The organism is Streptomyces sp. NBC_01549 (assembly GCF_026339955.1).
Classification (GTDB): Bacteria; Actinomycetota; Actinomycetes; order Streptomycetales; family Streptomycetaceae; genus Streptomyces.
This window is the reverse complement of sequence record NZ_JAPEPW010000001.1, coordinates 7,440,292-7,459,834: the sequence shown is the minus strand read 5'-3', so window position 1 is coordinate 7,459,834 and position 19,543 is coordinate 7,440,292. Positions and strand designations below refer to the sequence as shown.

Sequence of the window (19,543 nt, the reverse complement as noted above, 5' to 3'; positions counted from 1 at the left end):
GCGGTCCGGACGCGTCCAGGACGTCGGCCACGTTCGTGGGCGCGGGATCGATGGGGCGTTGCCGCGTCTGAACCAGTGTCAAAGAGTGCCTCCTGAATGGACGGGTGGGGTTTCCGATCACGACGCCCTAGGCAGCCGCTTTGTAGCCGGACGACCTCCGCGGTGCGCGGCGTGCCGCCTCGCCGGAGGATCGGCCCTGGACGGTGCTGCCGCGACGGCCCCGGGACGGGGAACCGGACCCGCGCCGAGGACGTTCCACGACCGGCGCGGTGATGGTGACCGCGATGCCCGAGGGAGCCTGGGCACCGGTGATGCGGCTCAACTCCGCTTCACCCGAGCGCACTTGCGTGGTCTGGGGAGTGATCCTGGCGGCAGCCATCAGTCGGCTCATATCGCGTCGCTGACTGGGCGTCACCAGGGTGACGACGCTGCCGGACTCACCGGCGCGGGCCGTGCGGCCGCCACGGTGCAGATAGTCCTTGGGGTCGGTGGGCGGATCCACGTTCACGACCAGGTCGAGGTTGTCGACGTGGATCCCGCGCGCCGCGACATTGGTCGCCACGAGCACCGTCACATGCCCCGTCTTGAACTGGGCCAGCGTCCGTGTGCGCTGCGGCTGGGACTTCCCGCCGTGCAGGGCCGCGGCGCGGACGCCGCTGTTCAGCAGATGCTCGGTGAGCCGGTCCACCGCGTGCTTGGTGTCCAGGAACATGATCACCCGGCCCTCACGTGCGGCGATCTCGGTGGTCGTCCGCTGCTTGTCCGCGCCGTGCACGTGGAGTACATGGTGCTCCATGGTCGTGACCGCACCCGCGGAGGGGTCGACGGAGTGGACGACCGGGTCGGTCAGGTAGCGGCGGACGAGCAGGTCGACATTGCGGTCCAGGGTGGCCGAGAACAGCATCCGCTGCCCCTCGGGACGCACCTGGTCGAGCAGCGCGGTGACCTGGGGCATGAAACCCATGTCGGCCATCTGGTCGGCCTCATCGAGGACGGTGATGTCGACCTGGCCCAGGCGGCATTCGCCACGGTCGATGAGGTCCTTGAGCCGCCCCGGCGTCGCTACGACGACCTCGGCGCCGCCGCGCAGCGCACTGGCCTGCCGGCCGATCGACATCCCGCCGACCACCGTGGCCAGCCGCAGTCTCACGGATCGGGCGTACGGGGTGAGCGCGTCGGTGACCTGCTGGGCCAGCTCCCGGGTGGGTACGAGGACCAGGGCCAGCGGCTGTCGCGGCTCGGCGCGCCGACCCGCCGTACGGGCCAGCATGGCGAGACCGAAGGCAAGGGTCTTGCCGGAACCGGTGCGACCACGACCGAGTACGTCGCGGCCCGCGACGGAGTTGGGCAGGGTCGCCGCCTGGATCGGGAACGGTACGGTCACGCCTGCGCGGCCGAGCTCGGCCAGCAACGGTGCCGGCAGGCCGAGATCGGCGAACGCCTCGACGGCGGGCAGCGCGGGAGTGATCGTCGTCGGCGGCGCGAACTCGCCTTGCACGGCGGTCTGTTGACGTCCATAACCCTTCGGCCGGCGGGGCGCACCGGAGCGACTGGAGGGTGCGCCGCCGAAGTGACCGCCGCCCCTTTGGGAACCAGAACTTCCGGTGCGGGTGCGGGCGAAGCGATCGTTTGTACGCGTGCGGTTCATGTGGAACCTTCCTTGATGTGGCGCGTATCAAGGAATTCCCGCAGCGAATGAGCAGCGCAGAGAATCGCAAGAACGAGCCAAAAATAATGCGGAGCCGGATCGGACCGGACTGGATCACGTCGGATCAGGTCGGATCAGCAGGGAATATTCTCGGAATGCGCCGCCGAAAACAGCAGCGCGATCCCGAAAGCAAGGCGGGGTATTCCGCGAGGGAGGCCCTGACGGATCTGAGGCCGGAGTCTTGGGTGGAGTCCCGAGGGATTCGGTGGAGCATTCCCGAGGGGGGCCGTGCCCCCTCTGAATCATGCCGCGGGTGACATCACCACGGCCCTGACGGAGAGACCGCTCCCTGAAAAGCGGCGAGCTGGGGCCCGCACCCCAAGGTGCGGGCCCCAGCTGCGAAGTACGTGTCAGCGTCAGGCGGGAACGATGTTCTCAGCCGTCGGGCCTTTCTGACCCTGCGCGATGTCGAAGGTCACCTTCTGGCCCTCCGACAGCTCACGGAAGCCCTGGGCCGCGATGTTCGAGTAGTGGGCGAAGACGTCCGCGCCGCCACCGTCCTGCTCGATGAAGCCGAAGCCCTTTTCCGCGTTGAACCACTTCACGGTGCCAGCAGCCATGTCAGATCTCCTTCGGGACGGTGTTCGGAGTTTCGCGATGTGCGGACTCCGCGTCGCCGTGATGATTACCCCGCCGGAAAAATCACCGGAACCGAAAAAGAGCTCCACCGACAGATGAAGCCGGTGAGGACACTTGCAAGATTTCGGGAACCACAACTGCAACTGCGATCAACAGTAGCACGTTGCGATCGATCATGTGCCGTGAATAACTCCGCTTGTCTGTCCGGACAGGAAGCCTCGTTACGCCTTCCGCCATTTTCTCACTTCACGAGCATAGATATTGGCTCGCCGCGGTTGCGGAGAGGCGGGGCGGGCCTCGTCCTTCTTCGGCCGTGCCGCGTGGACCACGAGGAGGAGGAAGAGTCCGCAGGTGGCGACCAGGATCCAGCCCGGGCGGGACGCGTGCGCGAGTCCCACCGGCGCGGTACCCGCGACCAGGCCCCCGGCGATGGCTGTCCCGAGCGCGGAGCCGAGCTGGCGTGCGGTGGACGTGATCGCTCCGGCCACGCCGGCACGGTCGGCAGGCAGTCCGCTCACCGCGGTGTTGGTGATCGGAGCGTTGGCGAAACCGAACCCGACGCCGATCAGCAAGTAGGCCACCAAGAGCAGGAGCACGCTCGTGTGCTGGTCGAGCCCGACCATACAGAGTCCGCCCACCGTGATGAAGCCGCCCGCCAGGACAAGCGGCAACCGCGGTCCGACACGACCGACCAAGCGGCCGGACAGGGGTGCGCAGACGGTCGCCCCGAAGGCCATGGGCAAGGTCGCCACCCCGGCGGCCAGTGGTGTCCACCCCCGGGCGTGCTGCAGGTAGAAGGTGTTGAGCAGGAACGTCACGTTGAGGGCGACGAAGACCGCCACCGCGCCGAGGACGGCGCTGCTGAAGACCGGATGCCGGTAGAGCCGTAGATCCATCAGCGGCTCGCTCCGGTGGGACTCGACCCACCCGAATCCGACCGTGGCCGCGGCGGCGCTCGCGTAGGCGGCCAGCGCCGAAAGCGACGTCCAGCCGATGCGCGGCCCCTCGATGAGGACGCCCACCGAGACGCCGATGACCACGGCCAGAAGGGCCTGGCCGGGGAGGTCGAGCCGCTGCGCCCGCGGTGCCCGGGACTCCGGCACGAACACCGCGGTGAGCACGAGAGCGGCCACGATGACCGGTGCGTTGATCCAGAACACCGACCGCCAACCGAAGCCCGCGATGAGAGCGCCGCCCGTGATGGGACCGGCGGCCATGCTGAGCCCGAAGACGGACGCCCAGACACCGATCGCTTGTGCGCGCTCCCTCGGGTCGGGCATCGCGTTCACCACGATCGCCAGAGCCACTGGACTGAGCATCGAGGCGCCGACTCCCTGGACGGCACGGGCCGCGATCAGCACACCCGCCGAAGGGGCGATCGCGCAGAGCAGCGAGGCCGCACCGAACACGACCAGTCCGAACTGGAACACCCGTCGGCGTCCGAAACGGTCCGCCAGCGCGCCGGAGGAGATCAGGAGACTGGCCAGGACCAGGGTGTACGCGTCGACGGTCCATTCGAGGCTGCGGGTCCCGACACCCAGACCGTGCCCGATCGCCGGCAGTCCGACATTGACGATGGTGGTGTCCAGGCCCACCAGGAACATGCTCAGACAGCAGACGGCCAGCACCGTCCAGCGTCTGCGTGCACTCAGAACGGGCTGAACGGGGTCAAGTGGCTTGATGGGGTGGGTGGTCGCGGTCACTGTGTACCTCTCACGTCCGGAAGCGGCTGCCCGGCAAGGCTCGGGCCGGAGGACACCCGCCGCCCACCAGATTTGCGAAGACCGCAAACTGGACTCCATGGACGCGGAACTAGAACAGATAATCGACGGCATCGGCCCCCGGCTGCGCACGCTGCGCCGGGACCGCGGGCTCACGCTGGAGGCGCTCGCGGCGACGACCGGAATCTCGGTGAGCACCCTGTCGCGTCTCGAGTCGGGCAAACGACGCCCGACCCTGGAACTGCTCATCCCGCTCGCACGTACGCACCGGGTCGCACTCGACCAACTGGTGGCCGCGCCGGCCACCGGTGACCCTCGGGTGCATCTCAAGCCCCTGCGCAAAGGCCACGGCAGCGTTCTTGTGCCCCTGACGCAGTACCCGGGTCGGGTGCAGGTGTTCAAGCAGGTACTGGCTCCCCGCGAGCCGGTGTTGGTGACCCACGACGGCTACGAGTGGCTCTACGTCCTCGCGGGCGAGCTGCGCCTCGTCCTCGGGGAACAGGAATGCACACTCCACCCGGGCGAGGTCGCCGAGTTCGACACCAGACAACCGCACTGGTTCGGTCCGGCGAACACGAGCGCCGTGGAGATGCTGCACCTGTTCGGACCACGGGGCGATCAAGCCGTGGTCCGCGCGAAACCGTCCGCATACGATCCCGGTCCGGCGGCCGACGCAACGGCCGACAGCACCTCGTCATGAGCGTCCTCACCGAGCGGGAGCGGTCCCGCTCCCACCTCGTCATGAGCGTCCTCACCGAGCGGGAGCGGTCCCGCTCACCCCTGGTGGATGACGCCGCGTGGGAGACGCGTGGTGGGAAGCCCAACTCGCGCGCCGTCTGCGCCACTCAACCGACGCGGACCCGACCCGCTGGGTCACCTCTTGACCACCCGTGGAACTACCCACCCGTGGAACGGATCGCATGACTGCCGGGAAGGTTCACCCCGTCGTCCCGCAAGGCGCTCGGGAGCGCAGTCGGCGCAGCATCCGAACGTCCTGGAAGCCCACCTCACGAGCCGCGGTTTCCACCGTCGTACCGTGACCGATCAGGTGCTCCGCGCGCTCCAGTCTCAGGGTCTGCTGGTAGCGCAGCGGCGTCAGGCCGCCTGTGGCACGGTGGAACATCCGGGTCAGGGTGCGTTCACTGACGCCGACGCTGGCGGCCACGTGGGCCAGCGGCAGTGGTTCGGCGAAGCGCGCGTCGATGAGGTCCTGAGCGCGGTGGACGGTGTCGTCCAGGTGGGACCGGTGCCGCAACATGGCGCTGGCCTGTGGCTCGTGGCCGTTTCGGCGGGCGTAGACAACCATGTCCCGCGCCACTTGGGCAGCGAGTGCCGGGCCGTGGCGGACGGCCAGCAGGTGCAGCGCCAGGTCGATGCCGCTGGCGATACCGGCCGACGTCACCACCCGGTCGTCGGTGGTGAACAGCACATCCCGCACCACGATCGCCCGGGGGTGCCGGGCCGCCAGCTCGTCCTGAAGGTGATGGTGCGTGGTGCACCTGCGCCCGTCCAGCAGCCCCGCCAGGCCGAGCGCCTCGGCCCCGGCGCACACGCTGGCGACGGTGCCCCCGACGGTGTGGTGGGCTCGTAGCCGCTCGAGCGCGGACTGGCTCAGCTCCGGCCCGCCGCGCAGGGTGGGCGCCCGCCAGCCCGGCACCACGACAAGGTCGTCGTCGCTCAGCTCCGGCCACTGGGTGTGGGCGGCCAGCGGCAGGCCCTGGGCGCTGAGCACCTGCTCCTGATCGGCGACATAGCTCAGCCGGTAGGGCTGTCCGAAGTCCCCCGCCGTGCCGAAGACCTGGGCCGGTCCGGCCAGGTCGAGCAGGTGGACGCCGGGCACGAGGACGAAGACGACATGACTCACGCCTCGGATGCTCCCAGCTCCGCCTCGCGTTCGGCCACCGTGGAGATCCGGGCGAACCGGTCACGCAGGACAGCCTCCGTACGCTCGATGATCGCGTCGGCGCCGAGGTCGCCGATCGGATTGGTGGTGGTGGCGTCGGTGACGAAGACCATGCGGTATCCGAGGTCGCTTCCTACCCGGGTCGTGGTTTCCACGCACTGCTCGGTGCGGATGCCACAGACGGTCAGTTCGCGCACGCCCGCCTCGGTGAGCAGTTGTTGCAGATTAGTGGTGGTGAAGGCGTTGTGGGAGGTCTTGTACAGGACCGGCTCACCCGACTGCGGCTGCTCCAGTTCGTCCAGCAGTCGGACGTGTCCCTGGGCCGGGTCGAAGACCCCGCCACTGCCGGGCTCGGTGTGGAGGACCCAGACGACCAGGTCGTCGTTGGCGCGGGCGAGTCGCACCAGACGGTTGACCGGTTCCGCGATCTTCGGATTGGCGATCTGCTCCCACAGCGGGCGGGCTCGGAAGGATTCCTGGACATCGATCACGATCAGCGCTCGGTTCATGTCCCCCATTCTGGCCTGGTCCGATACCGGATCCGCAGGCCTGATCCAGGCCGACACCGGAACGATCCGGTCAGCGGTGTGCGAGGCCTCGGAGCTACGGCAGACGGAGCGGGACCACGCCGACGCAGTGGCCGTCCTCGCCCAGCAGTCGGCCCATGTGCTTGACCGTGCGCAGCACCACCGACCGGTCTCCGATCGTCAGGCGGGGCAACTGCCGTGACAGATGGGCCTCAAAGGAATGCACGTCGGCCAGTTCGCGTGCCGCCCTTGGCGGCCCTGGTCTTCAAGAGCGCCGGACGCCATCCCTGCTGGCGGGACTGACCTACGGGTTCACGGTCAAGTCGCTCACCGACACCGAGGACGTGGTCACGGCCGTGACCGACTCGGTGAAGAACATGTCCGGCTACATCGTGATGATGTTCGTCGCCGCCCAGGTCATCGCGCTCTTCAACTGGTCGAACCTCGGAGTGCTGCTGGCCGTGAAGGCCGCCGCGCTCTTCGACTCCGTCGGCGTGACCGGCTTCTGGGCGATCCTCGCCTTCGTCCTGCTGGCGTCCTGCCTCAACCTCTTCGTCGTCTCCGGCTCGGCCCTGTGGTCCCTGGTCGGGCCCGTGTTCATCCCGGCCTTCATGCTCATGGGCATGAGTCCCGCCCTCAGCCAGGCCGCCTTCCGGATCGGCGACTCCGCGACTGGTGCCATCACACCGATGAACCCCTATCTCTTCCTCTTCCTGGCGATGCTGCGCCAGTACGAGCCGGAGGCCAGGCTCGGCACGCTCATCTCCCGGCTCGCCATCTTCGTCGTGCCGTTCCTGGTGGTGTGGTTGGCGATCCTGGGGATCTTCTACGGATTCGATCTGCCCCTCGGGCCCGGTGCCCACATCGGCCTCAAGTGATGTCCTTAAGCAGTCGGCCGGCTCCACCGGGTGCGTCCGGGCGGAGCCGGCCGACAGTGCTCTCGAGCCGCGGATCCTCGGCCCACACGGGAGTCCTGGGGAATCGGCGGAAGAGCCCCCGGATCAGCAGCCATCCTGGTCCCCCGGTTCAGTACGCGGCAAGCCCGCACTCCCTGAACTGCTCTCGCACTCGCTCGGTCGAACCCGGTTCGGGAACCGGGGTGTCGCGCAGCGGGAAAAGGATCCCCAGGGCTTCGTACTTCGAGGCGCCCAGCTTGTGGAAGGGCAGGACGTCCACCCGGTCGACGTTGCCCAGGCCCGCGACGAAGCGGGCGAGCCCGGCGACGGCCTCCGGGGCGTCGGTCCAGCCGGGGACGAGGACGTAGCGGATCCGCACGGGGATACCGAGGCGGTCCAGGTGGGTGGCGAAGTTGAGCGTGGGCGCCAGTTCTCCGCCGGTCAGATTCCGGTACGTACGGATGTCGAAGGACTTGATGTCCAGGAGTACCAGGTCGGTGTCGGCGAGTAGTTCGTCGGTGGCGCGCTCGCCGAGGAAGCCGGAGGTGTCGAATGCGGTGTGCAGCCCCGCCTCCTTGCAGCGGCGCAGGAGGTCAGCGGTGAAGATGGGCTGGAGCAGCGCTTCACCGCCCGTGACCGTCACCCCTCAACCGGCCGTGGTGACGAAGGTCCGGTACTTCTCGATCTCGGCCATCACCGCGTCGACCGTGGCGTCCCTACCGTCCCTCATGTGCCAGGTGTCGGGGTTGGCGCAGTAGAGGCAGCGGAGCGGGCAACCGCTGACGAAAAGGACGAACCGGGTCCCGGGGCCGTCCACGCCGGTGGACAGGTCCCAGGAGTGGATCCGGCCGGGTCGCCATGGTCCTCACAGCGATCCGTGGACTGTGCGGCTGATCACGTCGAGCTGCTGCTCACGGGTCAGACGGACGAAGTTGACGGCGTAGCCGGAGACGCGGATGGTCAACTCCGGGTAGTTTTCCGGGTGTTCCATCGCGTCCTCCAGCGTGGCCCGGTCCAGGACGTTGACGTTCATGTGGAAGCCGCCGGAGGCCGTGTACGCGTCGAGGATGCCGACCAGGTTCCCGGCCCGCTCGCCTGGCGCGTGTCCCAGGCCCTCCGGGGTGATCGTCGTCGTCAGCGAGATGCCGTCACGGGCCTGCTCGTAGGGCAGCTTGGCGACCGACAGCGCGGAGGCGACCACACCGTGCCGGTCGCGCCCGTTCATGGGGTTGGCCCCGGGTGCGAAGGGCTGTCCGGCGCGCCGGCCGTCGGGGGTGTTGCCGGTGTGTCGGCCGTAGACGACGTTCGAGGTGATCGTCAGTACGGACTGGGTGTGCTCGGCGTCCCGGTAGGTCGGATGCTTGCGCACCTTGGCCATGAAGGACTCGACCAGGCCGACCGCGAGGGCGTCGGCGCGGTCGTCGTTGTTCCCGTACGCCGGCCAGTCGCCCTCGGTCTCGAAGTCGACGGCCAGCCCGGTGTCGTCCCGGATCACCTTCACCCGCGCGTGCTTGACGGCGGACATGCTGTCGGCGGCGACCGACAGACCCGCGATGCCACAGGCCATGAAGCGGTGGACCGGGTGGTCGTGCAGCGCCATCTCGACGCGCTCGTAGGCGTACTTGTCGTGCATGTAGTGGATGACGTTGAGCGTGTTGACGTACGTCCCCGCCAGCCAGTCCAGCATGCGGTCGTACGCGGTCGACAACTCCTCGTAGTCCAGGTACTCCCCGGTCAGCGCGGGCGTCTCGGGTGCGATCTGCTCGCCGGTCAGCTCGTCCCGGCCGCCGTTGAGCGCGTACAGCAGGGCCTTGGCGAGGTTGACCCGTGCCCCGAAGAACTGCATTTGCCGGCCGACCGCCATCGCCGACACACAGCACGCGATCGCGGTGTCGTCCCCGGTGCGCGGGCGCGTCAGCTCGTCGGACTCGTACTGGACGGCGCTGGTGTCGATGGAGACCTGGGCGCAGAACTCCTTGAAGCCCGCGGGAAGTCGGGGCGACCAGAGCACGGTCAGGTTGGGTTCAGGGGCCGGGCCGAGGTTGTAGAGAGTCTGCAGGAAGCGGAAGGAAGTCCGGGTGACCAGCGGACGCCCGTCCGTACCGATGCCGCCGAGAGACTCCGCCACCCAGGTCGGGTCGCCGGAGAACAGCGCGTCGTACTCGGGGGTGCGCAGGAACCGTACGATCCGCAGCTTGATGACGAAGTCGTCGATCAGCTCCTGGGCGTGCGCCTCGTCGAGGCCCTGTCGCTGTCGCTGTCATCGCCGGTTCTCTCCCTTGCTCCGCACTGGAATGTCTCCCTTTCGATGCTCGTGCGACGCCATGGCCGCCACGAGGGCCGGGCAGGGCCCGTGCCTCGGCCGTCCGGCCTTCGGCAAGGGCCGTTCGACCCCCTGGTCACCGGCGCTCAGGCGACGGTCAGGTCCGGCCGAATGAGGGTGCCCGACCTGCCGTGGACGATCTCGTACGCCGCGTCCAGGGATCCGATCGCGGCCAGTCCCCCGGTGCGTTCGACGAATCGGGCGGCGGCCTCGGTCTTGGGACCCATCGAGCCGTCGGGGAAGCCGCCGCGGCGCAGTTCGGCGGGGGTGGCGCCGAGGACGGGCCGCTGGTCGGGGGTTCCGTAGCCGGCGTAGACGCAGGGCACGTCGGTGAGGATGAGCAGGAAGTCGGCCTTGAGGTCCTCGGCGAGCAACGCCGCGGTGAGGTCCTTGTCGATCACGGCCTCGGCCCCGGTGAGCGCGCCGGTGTCGGGATCGGCGGTGACCGGGACCCCTCCGCCGCCGGCGCAGATGACGAGCGTGCCGCTGTTCAGGAGTTCGTGGACGGTGTCGGTCTCCAGGACACGTTCGGGTGCCGGGGAGGGGACGACCCGGCGCCAGCCCGTGGTGTCGGCGGCGATGTGCCAGCCGCGTTTGCGGGCGAGCGTGGCCGCGATCCCGTAGGGGTACACCTGGCCGACGAACTTGGTGGGGTGGTCGAAGGCCGGGTCGTCGGCGCGGACAAGGGTGTGCGTGACCAGCGCGGCGATCCGCCGTGCGGGCAGGGCGTCGTGCAGGGTGCGGGCCAGCAGGGAGCCGATCATGCCCTGGGTCTGGGCGCCGAGCAGGTCCAGCGGGTAGGGGGTGCTCAGGGCGGGGTCGGTGGCGCTCTCGACGGCGAGCAGCCCGATCTGGGGGCCGTTGCCGTGGGTGATGACGATCTCGTGCTCGTGGGCGAGGGCGGCTATCGCGGTGGTCACCCGGTCGATGTTCGCCTCCTGGACGGCCGCGTCGGGGCGTTCACCGCGGTGCAGCAGGGCGTTGCCGCCGAGGGCGATGACGATGCGCATGGCTCAGTCCTCCAGAGTGGCGAAGAGTACGGGCTTGATGGTGTGCAGGCGGTTCTCGGCCTGGTCGAAGGCGACGGAGGCGGGTGAGGAGAAGACCTCGTCGGTGACTTCGAGGCCGTCCAGACCGTAGGGTGTCGAGCAGTTCACGGCCGAGGCGGGTGTGGTGGTCGTGGAGGGCGGGCAGGCAGGCAGTGCATGAACTTCACGTCCGGGTTGCCGGTGAGCGCGAGGGTCTTGTCGTTGACCTGGTAGGGCCCCGGCAGGTCGATGCGCTCGCGCCAGGTGTCGGCGGGTTCGCCCATGGAGACCCAGACGTCGGTGTGCGGGAAGTCCGCGCCGTGTACGGCGGTCTCGACGTCCTCGGTGAGGGTGATCCGGACCCCGCTGCCCCCGCCGAGCGCGCGGCAGGCGGCGACCGGCTCGGGCTGCGGCCACAGCGCCTTGGGCGCGGCGGAAGCGAACATCGGGTGGAACCGGTGGATCGCCTCGGCGTGCAGGCTCTCGCGCCGCTTGGCGGCCTTGGCCGGTGCGTGCGGCCCTTGGCCGGTGCGTGCGGCGGAGCCGCTCAGGAGGAGAGGTCAAGGCCATAGACCGTGCGCCCTCCGACGAGTTGCCGGCCGGTCACCAACTCGGGCTCGACGCGGATGAATACCTCCTTGGGCGAGGCCACCCATGAGCGCGGCCCGGTCAGGATCAGCCGACCGTGCTCGACGGGATCGGTCACCACCGTCGCGCGGCCGGTGACCACGACACTCCAGCCGGAGTGCGCCGCCGCATCCACCTCGTCCGCTTCGAAGGCGATCACCACGCCGTCGATCGCGGCGGCCAGTTCCGAGTCGGCGGAAGTACGCATCAGTACCGCGTAGTCGATGTCCAGGCAGAAGTTGACTGGCAGGACGGCGGGCAGGGCATGGCGCGTGTGGACGACGCGGCCGATCGGTGTCCGCTCCAGCAGACGCAGGCACTCCTGGCGGTCGAGTTCACGGAAGCCGTCGTTGGGATTCATCACCGGGTTCGACTTTCACGGGGTACACGGGTTCACGTATGACGGGGTACGGATGGGTACAGCGTTACGCCTTTCATCCTGTGGGGGGACAGAGACGAGGGCGAGGGCCTTTCGGTCCAGGGCGGCCTGAGAGCGGCCGCCCTTCGGTGCCGCAACCGGCCCATGAGGTCACCGCACCGCGATCCGGCGCCCGGTGATCTCGGCGGGCTCGAGGCGCACCCATACGTCGCGCTCGCCACCCGCCCATGGACCGCTGTACGCGAGTTCCGTCAGCCGGCGTACGGCGTCGGGGTCCGTCACGGCCCGGGCGAAGCCACGGATGAGCACGCTCCACCCTTGGCTGAGCGCCTCGTCGATGTGGTCGACCTCGAAGGCGACGTGCGCCCCGACGGCTTTGGCGGGCACCGCGTCGGGTGCCGTCCTGAACAGGACCGCACCGTCGATCACGGTGTAGTTCAGGGGGACGATGGTCGGTCCGTCGGGGGTGTCCATCGCGATCCTGCCGACGCCGTGCGTGGAGAGCCGGGTGCGGCACTCCTCGGCGCCCAGTTCGACCAGCTCGGGGTGGTCGGCGGCCCGGCCGATGCCGGCCGGCAGATCGGCGTCGCCTCCGCGCAGGGCCGCCACGCTCGTGCCCAACACGTCCGCGAGCCGGATGAGGACAGCGGTCCCGGGCATCGCGGTGGACTGCTCCTCCAGGTAGCGGACGTAGCCGGGAGCAGTGCCCGCCCGGGAAGCCGTCTCCTCCCGGGTCAGTCCCATTTCCTCGCGTCGCTGAGCGATACGACGCCCGATGTCGCCCCGTGCGCTGTCCGCGGTGGTGGGCGCGGCGTTCGGCGGTGTCTGTTCGCACATGGCCGTTCACTTCCTCCCTTTCAAGGCGTCCTGACCGTCAGGGCGTCGTGCTGCGGCTCGCCCAGGACGACCTTGAGCGCGCCGGTGTCCGCGGCCCGCGCGAAGATCTCGTACGCCTCCTCCATCGCGTCCAGCGGGAAGATGTGGGTGACCAGGTACGACGTGGGGAGCTGCCCGGCGGCCATCATGCGCAGCAGGGTGGGCGTGGAGTACGTGTCGACCAGGCCGGTGGTGATCGTCACGTTCTTGGTCCACAGGTCTTCGAGCTGGAGCGTCGCGGACTTGCCGTGCACGCCGACGTTGGCCACGTGCCCGCCGGGCCGCACCATGCGCGTACACGCCTCGAAGCTCGCCGGCAACCCCACCGCCTCGATGGCCACGTCGGCCCCCAGCCCCTCGGTGAGGTCGGCGACCAGCTGCTCCGCCTCCTCCCCCGCCGAGGCCACCGCGTCGGCGCCGAAGCGCTTGGCGGCATCCAGCCTGGCCGGGGCCGGATCCACGGCGATGATCCTCTGAGGGGTGTAGAGCCGTGCCGTGGCGATCGCGGCGAGCCCGATGGGCCCCGCTCCGACCACGACGACGGTGTCCGCGGGCAGTACCCGCCCATTCAGCACGCCCACCTCATAGGCCGTGGGGTAGACGTCGGCCAACAGCACGGCATCCTTGCTGTCCACCGCCCCGGGCAGCGGATACGTCGACAGATCCGCATACGGGACGCGGACGTACTCGGCCTGTGTGCCGTTGATCAAGTGTCCGAGGATCCAGCCCCCGCCCCCGCGGCACTGCCCGTACGTGCCTTCCCGGCAGTAGCGGCAGCGGCCGCACGACGTGATGCACGAGAGCAGGACACGATCACCGGGGCGGACCGAGCGGACGTCACCGCCCGCTTCGACGACCTCCCCGACGGCCTCGTGTCCGAGCACCGTTCCGGGGCGCACCTCCGGTACGTCGCCCTTGAGGATGTGCAGGTCGGTTCCGCAGATCGTGACGGCGTCCACGCGGACGATCGCGTCGGTGGCATCCTGGATACCGGGGTCCGCGACGTCCTCCCACGCGGACTTCCCGGAACCGTGGAACACGAGTGCTTTCATGACGACTCCTTTCTGGGCTTGGCGGACGCCGGTGGCGGGGGACGACGGCCTGCGAGCGCCCCCATGCGCGCGACCACCCCTCCTCGTCGACCTCAACGGCGCCGAGGGCGGTGGGACGTCGCTGCGCGGCCTCCTCACGCGCGCGTTGACCCTGTATGTCCAGCCTGAGGTCGACGATTGCCGAGCGCTTGGGCCGATCGGTCCCGATTACGGGACCGGGCGGGGCCGTGCTGCCGCCTGGTCGGCCCCTGCCGCCGCGCATTCCCCAGTGGCACCGTCCATTCCATGACGACGATGAGGAGGAGGTGCGGTCGGATGCGCGGGACCAAGCGTGTGAGGCAGCCGCTCTGGCGGTGGCGGAGCAACCCCCTGCGACGGCACGACGACATCGTCGAGGCCTGGATCGTGCTGGCCGTCTGGCTGGTCATCGCGATCGGCGGCACCCTGACCGGACTGCTGACGGCCCATGCCGCCGACGCGTCCTTCGCGCGGCTTCGGCACGAGCGGCACCCGGTCCAGGCCGTCGTTGTCTCGGCCACCACCCCGACAGCGGGGATCGGGGCGGATACGCCCTACGACCGTGTCCAGGCGAGGGTCCGCTGGACGGCGACGGACGGCTCGACCCATACCGGCCGTGCCCTGGTGGACTACGGCCACCGGGCCGGCTCGAAGGTCGTCGTCTGGCTGAACAGCAAGGAGCAGCCCACCACGCAGCCGCCGACCGCCTCGGCGGCGGCCGCCGAAGCCGCCTGTCTCGGTGCCGCGGCCGCGCTCGCCTTCGGCGGCCTGGCGTTCGCCGCCGGCCGCTTCACACAGTGGCGGCTCGACCAGCGGCGCTACGACCAGTGGGGGCGTGAGTGGGACCAGGTCGGACCGCAGTGGCGGCGCAAGACCACGTAAGGGTCGCAAGCGGCCGGGCCGACCTTTGGACTCCGTCGTGATCGGCGCACCGGTGGGAGGATTCCCGATCACACGCAGGTCGTCGACGCGTCGCCGCGGCCCGTCTCCTGGTCCGGCTCCGTGTAGGGGCGCCGGAAGACCGGGGCCTGGCTGGTGCCGTAAGGGCGTACGGCCGCCAGCGCCCGGACGACCGCGGCTTCCAGGGGGCCGCTCGTGTCGACCACGACGGCTTCTGGCCAGGGCGGTTCCTTGGCCGCGAGGGTGGCGGCCACGTCGGGGTCGGCGTCGGACGCTCCCGGTGCGCGGGTGGTCAGACGGGCTGCCGCGACATCACCCGGAACCTGGCAGTGCAGGGCCACGAGGTCGGCGCCTGTGTGTTCGGCCACGCGCAGCGCGGCTTCCCGCTGCCTCGCACCGGTCCAGGTGGCGTCCAGGACTACGGACTCGCCGTCGGCCAGCAGGGCGGACGCGCGATCGAGCAGGGCCGCGTAGGTCTTGTCGGTCCACTCCGGTGTGTACAGGCCCTCGCCGTACCCGGCCGACGCGGGCTCCTCGGCCGGGATGCCCGCCAGCTCCTTTCGGACGCGGTCGCTGCTGAGCAGTGTGACCCCCAGCCGGTCCGCGAGGGCACCGGAGAGCGTGGACTTCCCGCTGCCCGGGAGTCCGCCGACGAGCGTCAGGCCGACCGCGGACGTACGAAGGTGCCGCAGGGTCGTCGCGATCAGTCGGCGTGCCGCTCCCTCCGCGCCCGGCGCGCCCTGGCGCGCCTGGATGAGCGCGACCTTGGCACGGACGAACGCGCGATAAGCGACGTAGTGATGACGGAGGGAAGGCGGTGCCGGGTCGCCGGAGTACTCGCTGTACGCGGCGAGGAAGAGTGCCGCGGCCTCCGGGGCACCCAGCTGTTCCAGGTCCATGGCGAGGAAGGCGGCGTCGTCGAGGCCGTCGACGTAGCGCAGCCGGTCGTCGAACTCCAGACAGTCCAGGACGCGGGGGCCGTCGTCGAGGCAGAAGATGTCGTCGGCGAGCAGGTCGCCGTGGCCGTCCACCACCCGCCCCCGTTCGATGCGCATGTCGAACAGTCGTTTTCGGCCGACGAGATAGCGGCGCACGAGTCGCTCGACCTCCTCCACGCCCTCGGGGACGGGTCCGTCGTCCGCCAGTCGCCGGACCTGGGCGAAGCTCGCTTCCCAGCGTGCCGCGAGGGCGTCCCGCGTCCCCTGCTCGTCCACGTCGCGGGTACGGGTGAAGTCGGCGTGCCGGACGGCGAGCAACCGGGCCACGGCCCGCAAGGCATCGTCAACGGCCGTGCCCTCTCTCACCAGCCGGGAGAGGCGGCGTTCCGCCGGCATACGGCGCATCACGACGAGGGGTTCGGGCGTGTCCGTCTCCGGGCTGTGGAATTCCCCGAGGCCGAGATAGACGTCGGGGGCGAAGCGACGGTTGAGTGCGACTTCCCGCTCGCAGGTGGCACGGCGCGCCACCACGGTGGTGTGGTCCAGGAACCCGAGGTCGACCGGTTTCTTGACCTTGTAGACACGGTCCCCGACGAAGAACACCACGGCGGTGTGGGTCTCGCGTACTTCCGCACGCGGGCCGCTCGCCTCAGTCATGGGGGACGACGGCGACCGGGCAGCGCGCGTGGTGGGCCGCAGCCTGAGCCACGGGGCCCAGGCGTGGTGCCGGTTCGGGGTGGTGCCTGCGTCGGCCCACGACCAGCAGCCCGGCACCCTCGGCGGCCTGCAGTACGGCCTTGGCGGGGCTTTCGAGTGCGACGTCGTCGACCACCTCCACACCTGGGAACTTCTCGCGCCAGGGGCGCAGGGCCAGGCTCAGGTGCTTGTGAGCGTCCCGTGTGATCGCTTCGGTGACGGCGTGGTCCGTACCCCAGGGCACGTGCGCGTGAAGCGGCAGGCTCCGGCCGCAAACGGCCCGAAGCGGCACGCCCCGCGCCGCGGCACTGACGAAGGCGAATTCGAGCAGGTCGTCGGACGGGCCGTGCAGTTTCAGTGCCACGACTACGCCACCCGCCGTACGTGGAGCGGGCCGTGGCCACGCTTCGCGGGTTTCGGCGCGCACGAGGACCACCGGGTGATCGGCCCGTGCCACGACGGGCATGCTGATGTCACCCAGGAAGTAGCTCCCGAAGGCCCCGAGCCCGTGCGAGCCGAGCACGGTCATCTCGGACTCCGATGCCGCTTGCAGCAGGGCGACCTGGGCGTCTTCGGCGACGAGATTACCGACGATCGGGAGGCCCGGGTGGCTTGCCTGGAGCTCCGCCCGCGCGTTGTGCACGATCCTCTTCGCCCAGTAGTTCTGATCCACCTCCGCCGGGGCACGGGGCGGTTCCGGCGCCAGGAGGGGCCATGCGTGCAGCAAACGCAGTGTGAGCCTGCGCCGCTCGGCTTCGTCGGCCGCCCAATGGGCGGCGGCAAGGCCCTCGGGTGAGCCGTCGAGGCCCACGGTGACCACTGGCTCCATGGCGACTACCTTCGTCTCGTAAAAAACCGGAATGACGGGTGAGCGGGTCCGCCTGCTCGCTGCCCGATCGTCTGCGCCGACGCGCCGAACACGGTTGCCTTTCATGCCTTTCATACCTTTTACCCGAGGAGTACCCGAAATCTGCTCGCGGCGCATGCGGACTCTCAGGTGCGGCAGGCCGTAGGGGCACGACACCGATACGGGAGTCGCCGCCGCTCGTGTCCTGCGGGATCTCGGCCGCGGACCCGGTTCCGCCGTACGGCTGGACAGCGGCGGCCGGGGCCTTGGCGGCGCGGGCACGCGCCGTCCTCGACGCCGCCGACCTCCCGGACGTGCGTATTGTCGCCAGCGGTGGTCTCGACGAGTACGCCGTGGACGAACTGGTCCGTACCGGAGCACCGATCGACGTCTACGCCGTCGGTACCCGCGTCGGAGTCTCTGCCGACGGCCCCGTTCCTGGACTCCGCCTGCAAGATGGCGAGTACGACGGCCGTCCGGTCATGAAGCTCTCCTCGGCGAAGGTGAGGGCACCGGGCCCGAAGCAGGTGTTCCGGGGGCAGCGCACCGTCGAGCACCCGAGGCTCGACGAGAGCCGGAAGAGGTTCGACGCCGACCTGGCCGAGTTGCCGTCGACGGCCCCCGCCGCATCCGGGCTCCGGTCGCGCCACGGGCCATGGCCTCTGAACGGCTGACCGCGCTCACCGACCGCGTCCGGCACCGCATCGAGGAAGAGACCCTGGCCCGGGCCGGCGACCGCCGGTACTTCGGGCGAGCTCCTTCCGGACCAGACCGTTCCGTACGAAGGTGAGGAGAAAATGATGCTGCATACAAAATGATGCTGCATACACGGTGGAGTGGAAGGTTCGCCTCTACCTCGCCGAGCGCGACATCAAGGGCCTGGGCACGCCTGCCACCGGGCGAAGCTCTCGCCCGACGGCTGGATGGCCCGTGTGACGGACGTCCGCGCAACGGCCTCCGTCCCGTCCACCACGGGCAGTCGCTTGACGTTCTGGACCGCCATGAGACGGGCGGCCTCGACCACCGTCCACTCCGGACGGGCGCACACCCCGGGAGCCGACATCAGCTCCTCGGCCCTGGCCCCTTCGGCCTTGGCCCGCTCCCACGCCTCCAGGTGCGGGAGCGGGATCCGGCCGCAGGGATCGGCCTGGGTGGAGGCCTTGCGCAGCAGATCGGCCTCCGACACGACACCCATGGGGCGGTCCAGTTCGTCGACCACGGGGACGGCGGTGACATGGTTCTGCGCCAACAGTCTGACGATCTCCTTGAACGGCATGTCACGCGGCGCCCGGACGACCTCCCGGGTCATGAGCTCTTCGACCGTACGGTGGTGCATGTCGCCTCTCCCGTCCGAGCTGTTGAGGGGCCGGTCGGCCGGAGAACGGTCCGTTCGGCACCCCTGGTTCGGGCTGCCCGGGCCATGCGGCGGCGCTGTGCGCGTGGCACGTTGGGTACAGCACCATTCTGAGGAAGGGGCGGCGACCATGCGAGCTCACCTCGGCGATCAGATCGTTGTCGAAAGCCCGGCCACCGGCGCCACCAGGCGCGACGGCGAGATCGTGGGGCTCCATCACGAGGACGGAACCCCTCCCTACGACGTGCACTGGTCGGACACGGACGAGGTGACGCTCGTGTTCCCCGGGCCCGACGCGCACATCCATCACCTCGAACACAGGTCAGGAGAGAGCCCTGACCTGGTTTCCCCGCCGAGGACGGACGAGGCACGTCAGCAGACGGGGGCCCTGTCCGGCACACCACCACCGGACAGGGCGTCCCACCCTGGTGACATCGGCCGCCGCGTGGCTGCCGAACGCCGGCGGCAGGGACTGACCCGGGCGGAGACAGCCCGGCGCGCCAAGATGGCGCCGCAGTACCTGGCCTACCTCGAAGAGCGGTCGGCCGACCCGAGCCTGGCGACTCTCATCAGGCTGGCCGCCGCGCTCGGTACCTCCGTCGCCGCCCTGCGCGGGGGCGGAATCGATCTCCCGCCCGGCCAGGGCCAGGCACTCCTCGATCCCCAGCTGCGAGACCTCAGCCCGGAGGAATGTCGCGCCCGGCTCTCCACACACGGTCTGGGGCGGGTCTCGGTGTCGACTGCGGGCGGACCGGCGGTCGTTCCGGTGAACTACGAAGTCGTCGACGACGCGATCGTCTTCCGGACCGCGCCGGACTCAGCCCCGGCGGCGGCTGTGGGAACGGACGTCGCCTTCGAGGTCGACCATGTGGACGAGGCCATGAGTCAGGGCTGGAGTGTGCTGGCCGTCGGCCCCGCCCGGGCGGTCACCGAGCCCGACGCGGTGCGGCGGCTGGCCGGTCGCGCCCACAGCAAGCCATGGGCGGGCGGCGCACGCGAGCTGTGGGTGTCGATCAGGCCCACCCAGCTCACGGGCCGTCGTATCAGTCCGCCCGATCACAGCGGGCACTGACTGCGCTTCCCGGCGGGCATTCCACCGCGAGGATCCGCGACAACCGAGGAGCGGGCTCCGTCCAAGGGTTCGCCGACTCGTGAAGGGAGGCTCCGGTGA

Annotated in this window: 16 protein-coding genes and 5 pseudogenes; 5 read left to right on the top strand and 16 right to left on the bottom strand. The window is 69.9% G+C overall.

What is annotated here, in order from left to right; all coding sequences use genetic code 11:
• Positions 1–127 precede the first annotated feature (127 nt).
• From OG819_RS33395 to OG819_RS33385, 3 genes are all read right to left on the bottom strand, one after another.
• The gene (locus tag OG819_RS33395) at positions 128–1,648 is read right to left on the bottom strand and encodes a DEAD/DEAH box helicase (protein WP_266652333.1); all 1,521 of its coding nucleotides are present in this window, start codon (positions 1,646–1,648) and stop codon (positions 128–130) included.
• A gap of 416 nt (positions 1,649–2,064) precedes the next feature.
• Positions 2,065–2,268: a cold-shock protein gene (locus tag OG819_RS33390; RefSeq protein WP_030872951.1), complete on the bottom strand. Its 204-nt coding sequence runs from the start codon at positions 2,266–2,268 to the stop codon at positions 2,065–2,067.
• A gap of 240 nt (positions 2,269–2,508) precedes the next feature.
• On the bottom strand, positions 2,509–3,990 hold the full coding sequence (locus OG819_RS33385) for an MFS transporter (protein ID WP_266652331.1): 1,482 nt from the start codon (positions 3,988–3,990) through the stop codon (positions 2,509–2,511).
• A 97-nt stretch (positions 3,991–4,087) separates the two neighbouring features.
• Between OG819_RS33385 and OG819_RS33380 the strand changes: the two genes are divergently transcribed.
• The gene (locus OG819_RS33380) at positions 4,088–4,708 is read left to right on the top strand and encodes an XRE family transcriptional regulator (RefSeq protein WP_266652329.1); all 621 of its coding nucleotides are present in this window, start codon (positions 4,088–4,090) and stop codon (positions 4,706–4,708) included.
• Positions 4,709–4,945: 237 nt separating this feature from the next.
• Here OG819_RS33380 and OG819_RS33375 read toward each other — a convergent pair whose 3' ends face one another.
• The 3 genes from OG819_RS33375 to OG819_RS33365 form a co-directional block, all read right to left on the bottom strand.
• Positions 4,946–5,872, bottom strand: coding sequence for a DJ-1/PfpI family protein (locus OG819_RS33375; RefSeq protein ID WP_266652327.1), 927 nt, complete (start codon positions 5,870–5,872; stop codon positions 4,946–4,948).
• Positions 5,869–6,420: a cysteine hydrolase family protein gene (locus OG819_RS33370; RefSeq protein WP_266579321.1), complete on the bottom strand. Its 552-nt coding sequence runs from the start codon at positions 6,418–6,420 to the stop codon at positions 5,869–5,871. The genes OG819_RS33375 and OG819_RS33370 overlap by 4 nt, the downstream gene beginning before the upstream one ends.
• Before the next feature lie 94 nt (positions 6,421–6,514).
• A complete protein-coding gene (locus tag OG819_RS33365) occupies positions 6,515–6,664 on the bottom strand; it encodes a hypothetical protein (RefSeq protein ID WP_266638576.1) in 150 nt (49 codons plus the stop codon).
• Here OG819_RS33365 and OG819_RS33360 point away from each other — a divergent pair.
• Positions 6,615–7,316, top strand: a complete 702-nt coding sequence (locus OG819_RS33360; RefSeq protein WP_266652922.1) for an AbgT family transporter — start codon at positions 6,615–6,617, stop codon at positions 7,314–7,316. The two genes, OG819_RS33365 and OG819_RS33360, sit on opposite strands and share 50 nt — an antisense overlap.
• Before the next feature lie 148 nt (positions 7,317–7,464).
• Here OG819_RS33360 and pflA read toward each other — a convergent pair.
• The 7 genes and pseudogenes from pflA to OG819_RS33325 form a co-directional block, all read right to left on the bottom strand.
• Positions 7,465–8,178: pseudogene (gene pflA, locus OG819_RS33355) on the bottom strand (pyruvate formate-lyase-activating protein).
• 21 nt (positions 8,179–8,199) lie between these two features.
• A pseudogene (locus OG819_RS33350) lies at positions 8,200–9,576 on the bottom strand (pyruvate formate lyase family protein); the annotation flags it as partial.
• Between the two features lie 167 nt (positions 9,577–9,743).
• The gene (locus OG819_RS33345) at positions 9,744–10,667 is read right to left on the bottom strand and encodes a carbamate kinase (RefSeq protein ID WP_266652325.1); all 924 of its coding nucleotides are present in this window, start codon (positions 10,665–10,667) and stop codon (positions 9,744–9,746) included.
• 3 nt (positions 10,668–10,670) lie between these two features.
• Positions 10,671–11,119 (bottom strand): annotated as a pseudogene (locus tag OG819_RS33340) (ornithine carbamoyltransferase subunit F); the annotation flags it as partial.
• Positions 11,120–11,232: 113 nt separating this feature from the next.
• Positions 11,233–11,673 (bottom strand): pyridoxamine 5'-phosphate oxidase family protein, encoded by a 441-nt coding sequence (locus tag OG819_RS33335; protein WP_266418718.1) that lies wholly within the window; start codon positions 11,671–11,673, stop codon positions 11,233–11,235.
• 168 nt (positions 11,674–11,841) lie between these two features.
• Positions 11,842–12,528 (bottom strand): pyridoxamine 5'-phosphate oxidase family protein, encoded by a 687-nt coding sequence (locus OG819_RS33330; RefSeq protein WP_266638578.1) that lies wholly within the window; start codon positions 12,526–12,528, stop codon positions 11,842–11,844.
• Positions 12,529–12,548: 20 nt separating this feature from the next.
• Positions 12,549–13,619: a zinc-dependent alcohol dehydrogenase family protein gene (locus OG819_RS33325; protein ID WP_266638579.1), complete on the bottom strand. Its 1,071-nt coding sequence runs from the start codon at positions 13,617–13,619 to the stop codon at positions 12,549–12,551.
• Between the two features lie 315 nt (positions 13,620–13,934).
• Here OG819_RS33325 and OG819_RS33320 point away from each other — a divergent pair, with 315 nt between their 5' ends.
• Positions 13,935–14,519: a hypothetical protein gene (locus OG819_RS33320; RefSeq protein WP_266638580.1), complete on the top strand. Its 585-nt coding sequence runs from the start codon at positions 13,935–13,937 to the stop codon at positions 14,517–14,519.
• A gap of 68 nt (positions 14,520–14,587) precedes the next feature.
• Here OG819_RS33320 and OG819_RS33315 read toward each other — a convergent pair whose 3' ends face one another.
• Both OG819_RS33315 and OG819_RS33310 read right to left on the bottom strand, forming a co-directional pair.
• A complete protein-coding gene (locus OG819_RS33315) occupies positions 14,588–16,132 on the bottom strand; it encodes a bifunctional aminoglycoside phosphotransferase/ATP-binding protein (protein ID WP_266652323.1) in 1,545 nt (514 codons plus the stop codon).
• Complete coding sequence (locus OG819_RS33310; RefSeq protein ID WP_266652321.1) at positions 16,125–17,000, bottom strand: universal stress protein; 876 nt, start codon at positions 16,998–17,000, stop codon at positions 16,125–16,127. The genes OG819_RS33315 and OG819_RS33310 overlap by 8 nt, the downstream gene beginning before the upstream one ends.
• A 187-nt stretch (positions 17,001–17,187) precedes the next feature.
• On the opposite strand from OG819_RS33310, the pseudogene OG819_RS33305 reads away from it, so the two are divergent.
• Positions 17,188–17,808, top strand: a pseudogene (locus tag OG819_RS33305) (nicotinate phosphoribosyltransferase); the annotation flags it as partial.
• A 165-nt stretch (positions 17,809–17,973) separates the two neighbouring features.
• On the opposite strand, the pseudogene OG819_RS33300 reads toward OG819_RS33305, so the two are convergent.
• Positions 17,974–18,354 (bottom strand): annotated as a pseudogene (locus OG819_RS33300) (CBS domain-containing protein); the annotation flags it as partial.
• 148 nt (positions 18,355–18,502) lie between these two features.
• On the opposite strand from OG819_RS33300, the gene OG819_RS33295 reads away from it, so the two are divergent.
• Positions 18,503–19,444: a pyridoxamine 5'-phosphate oxidase family protein gene (locus OG819_RS33295; RefSeq protein WP_266638583.1), complete on the top strand. Its 942-nt coding sequence runs from the start codon at positions 18,503–18,505 to the stop codon at positions 19,442–19,444.
• Positions 19,445–19,543: the final 99 nt, after the last annotated feature.

Excerpts from the sequence above, each read along its gene's own strand:
- OG819_RS33395 (WP_266652333.1), bottom strand. The coding sequence starts at position 1,648 with ATGAACCGCACGCGTACAAACGATCGCTTCGCCCGCACCCGCACCGGA.
- OG819_RS33390 (WP_030872951.1), bottom strand. The coding sequence starts at position 2,268 with ATGGCTGCTGGCACCGTGAAGTGGTTCAACGCGGAAAAGGGCTTCGGC.
- OG819_RS33320 (WP_266638580.1), top strand. The coding sequence starts at position 13,935 with ATGCGCGGGACCAAGCGTGTGAGGCAGCCGCTCTGGCGGTGGCGGAGC.
- OG819_RS33370 (WP_266579321.1), bottom strand. The coding sequence starts at position 6,420 with ATGAACCGAGCGCTGATCGTGATCGATGTCCAGGAATCCTTCCGAGCC.
- OG819_RS33310 (WP_266652321.1), bottom strand. The coding sequence starts at position 17,000 with ATGGAGCCAGTGGTCACCGTGGGCCTCGACGGCTCACCCGAGGGCCTT.
- OG819_RS33335 (WP_266418718.1), bottom strand. The coding sequence starts at position 11,673 with ATGAATCCCAACGACGGCTTCCGTGAACTCGACCGCCAGGAGTGCCTG.
- OG819_RS33345 (WP_266652325.1), bottom strand. The coding sequence starts at position 10,667 with ATGCGCATCGTCATCGCCCTCGGCGGCAACGCCCTGCTGCACCGCGGT.
- OG819_RS33315 (WP_266652323.1), bottom strand. The coding sequence starts at position 16,132 with ATGACTGAGGCGAGCGGCCCGCGTGCGGAAGTACGCGAGACCCACACC.
- OG819_RS33325 (WP_266638579.1), bottom strand. The coding sequence starts at position 13,619 with ATGAAAGCACTCGTGTTCCACGGTTCCGGGAAGTCCGCGTGGGAGGAC.
- OG819_RS33380 (WP_266652329.1), top strand. The coding sequence starts at position 4,088 with ATGGACGCGGAACTAGAACAGATAATCGACGGCATCGGCCCCCGGCTG.
- OG819_RS33330 (WP_266638578.1), bottom strand. The coding sequence starts at position 12,528 with ATGTGCGAACAGACACCGCCGAACGCCGCGCCCACCACCGCGGACAGC.
- OG819_RS33295 (WP_266638583.1), top strand. The coding sequence starts at position 18,503 with ATGCGAGCTCACCTCGGCGATCAGATCGTTGTCGAAAGCCCGGCCACC.